2 protein-coding genes and 1 pseudogene are annotated in these 2,734 nt (G+C 69.4%); 1 reads left to right on the top strand and 2 read right to left on the bottom strand.

The features are described from left to right. Positions 1–807 (bottom strand): annotated as a pseudogene (locus VD972_RS16370) (acyl-CoA oxidase); the annotation flags it as partial. A 153-nt stretch (positions 808–960) separates the two neighbouring features. On the opposite strand from VD972_RS16370, the gene VD972_RS16365 reads away from it, so the two are divergent. Next, positions 961–2,223, top strand: coding sequence for a phospholipase D-like domain-containing protein (locus VD972_RS16365; RefSeq protein ID WP_324987992.1), 1,263 nt, complete (start codon positions 961–963; stop codon positions 2,221–2,223). A gap of 4 nt (positions 2,224–2,227) precedes the next feature. Here the strand turns inward: VD972_RS16365 and VD972_RS16360 are convergent. Then, positions 2,228–2,734 (bottom strand): endonuclease III (locus VD972_RS16360; protein WP_324987990.1); only part of this gene is annotated, 507 nt, incomplete at its 5' end.

Here is a 2,734-nt window from a genome sequence, read left to right as displayed (position 1 = left end):
CTCCGTGCCCAGGAAGTAGATGCTGCCGCCGAAGAGCCCGAAGTTCACCCCCACCTTCACCACGAGGCTCAGGTCGAAGAAGGCCAGCGCCTCGAAGGCCGCGATGAAGGCGCCCAGGTCGACCTTGGACAGATCCTCCGGGTAGGCGATCTTCCCCAGCCCTCGTGCCGAGAGCTGCTTCAGCCACGAGAACACCTGCTCCCGGTACGCGGCCGTGTTGCGCTCGTCCCCGTAGCGGAAGGCGGGCGCGGCAAGCCACTCGCGGATCTGGGTGCGCACGGCGGGGTAGGTGCGCTCCAGCACGAGGCGCAACTTGTCCACGTCGAAGGAGGCCGGAGCGGGCGGTGTGCTGCTGCGGGGCGCGGCGGAGACGAGGCTGCGCACGGCCTCGGTGCCCGAGAGGCCCATCGCCGTCTCCATCGGGGCCAGGGTGCGCGCCAGCTCGGGCATGGAAGCGGGCAGGGAGTCCTTGCCGCCGAGCACCTCGGCGAGCTGTGCGCCCAGCTCCGCGAGGCTCTGCTGCCCGCTGTACTCCAGGCGCTCGGCGGTGCTGCGGATGTGGTCACGCAGCTGCGCCAGGGCTCGAGGAGAGGGAGGGGTGAGCGGATCCAGCCAGCGCGCCAGCACCGCGCTGGAGCGCAAGTCCAGCCACGGCTGGGCGCGGGCCGCGGTGCCCATGGCGCGGATCTCCTCGGGGGTCAGCTCGCCATCCGTCCAGGCCACGTAGAGCATGGGGACGAGGGGTGCCAGGCGAGGCAGGGACAGCAGCTCCTGGACGGAAGGGCCCTGCACGTCATCGATTCCCATGGATGTCTCTCCGGAGAGCAGGCGGACAGGCACACTTCGCCACGGCGTGAGCGTCGGGGCAATGACAGGTTGCAGCGTCGCGGGGCCGACAGGTGGGAGATGCGCCCAGACTGTTCGAGACACCGTGCGTCCCTACCTTGGCAAGCCATGGACATGGATGTGACAGATGGGCTGCTCCCGCAGCCAGGTGCGCATGGCTGGGATGAGGACGCCCCCCAGCGGCATGAGATGAAGGGGCCGTTCCACCTGCCCCCTGGGACAGACGCCTTCTCCTTCGTGCTGTACCAGTCCACGGGGGTGTGCCTGGACGAGGGACATCGGGCGGAGCTGCTGGAGAACGGGACGGTCTTCGACCGGATGCTGGAGGACATCCGCCAGGCGCGCGAGAGCATCCACATCCTCGTGTACATCTGGCGCCCTTGCGCCCTGTCCGACCGGTTCGTGGAGGCGCTCCGGGAGCGGGTGAGCGCGGGCGTGCACTGCCGCGTGCTGGTGGATCCGGTGGGGAGCGAGGAGGTCTCGGGAGACAAGGACTTCGACCAGCAGGTCGAGCGGAGGCTCGTCGAGTGTGGGGTGGAGGTGCACTACTACCGGCCGCTGGCGGGCAAGATGCTGGGCCGACTGCTGGGGCGCACCCACCAGAAGCTCGTCATCGTCGACGGGCGCATCGGCTACACGGGGGGCTTTGGCATCTGGAAGGTGTGGGAGGGAGACGGCCGCGCGCCCGAGCAGTGGCGAGACACGCACATCCGCGTGGAGGGCCCGGCCGTGTGCCGGATGCAGCTGACGTTCTCTCGCTCCTGGCAGGAGTCGGGCGGGAGCCTGCTGCACCCGAAGGATCTGCCGGCGCCGTGCCATGTCGGGCCGGTTCGCGCGGGCTTCGTGGACAGCATCGGCAAGCTGGGGATGACGGACGCCGAGCGGATGGTGCGCATCGTCATCGCCGCGGCGCGGAAGCGGCTGTGGATCGCCAACGCGTACTTCACTCCACCCAACGCCATCATCGAGCAGCTCGTCCACAAGGCGCACGAGGGCGTGGACGTACGGGTGCTGGCACCGGGACCGGTCCACGATGTGCCGATTGTCCGCGCATCGCAGCGCTCGACCTACGAGCGGTTGCTGGAGGCTGGGGTGCGCATCTGGGAGTACCAGCCGTCGATGATGCACGCGAAGACGCTGCTGGTGGATGACTGGCTCAGCACGGTGGGCTCCACCAACATGGATGCGCTGTCGCTCAACAAGCTGAGCGAGGGCTCGTTGGTGCTGGCGGACCCGGAGTTCGCGCGGAAGCTGGAGCGGTGCTGGGAGAGGGATCTCGAGGTCTCGCGGGAGATCACGCTCGAGGCGGGCGGGCGAACGAACCCGTGGCGGCGCCTGGCGCGGCGGGCCACGCAGCTCATGGGGCAGGACCGGTAGCACGTCAGCGCGGATCCTGGACGCCAATCTGGCGGCACATGGAGAGCACGGGGCACGTGGAGCACTTGGGACGTGTCCCCGTGCAGACGTGCTTGCCGAACGGCACCAGCAGCCGGTTGAGCTCCACCCAGTACGTTCGGGGGAGCCGCGCCTCCAGGGCCGCCAGCGTCTGCTCCGGGGTGCGCGCCTGCACGTAGCCCCAGCGGTTCGTCACCCGGTGCACGTGGATGTCCACGCTGATGGCCTCGTGCCCGCAGGCGATGCCGAGTGCGAGGTGCGCGCACTTCGGGCCCACGCCCTTGAAGGACTGAAGCACCTGGGCATCGCACGGGAGCGTCCCGTGGAGCTCCTTCACCGTGCGCACCGCGATGGCGTGGATCTGCCGGGCCTTGGGCTCGGGGAACGTCACCGGGCGGATGAGGGCTTCTATCTCCTCAGGCGTGAGCCGGCTCATGGCCTCCGGGGTGCTGGCGCGCTTCAGGAGCGTCAGGGACGTGGGCAGGCTCACCTC

This window comes from Hyalangium sp. (assembly GCF_035629615.1).
Classification (GTDB): domain Bacteria; phylum Myxococcota; class Myxococcia; order Myxococcales; family Myxococcaceae; genus Hyalangium.
The sequence above is the reverse complement of the archived record's forward strand: the minus strand, read 5'-3'. Positions and strand labels throughout refer to the sequence as shown.

What these genes read in the sequence shown, in the direction of transcription:
- VD972_RS16365 (WP_324987992.1), top strand. Translation starts at nt 961, where the DNA reads ATGGATGTGACAGATGGGCTGCTCCCGCAGCCAGGTGCGCATGGCTGG.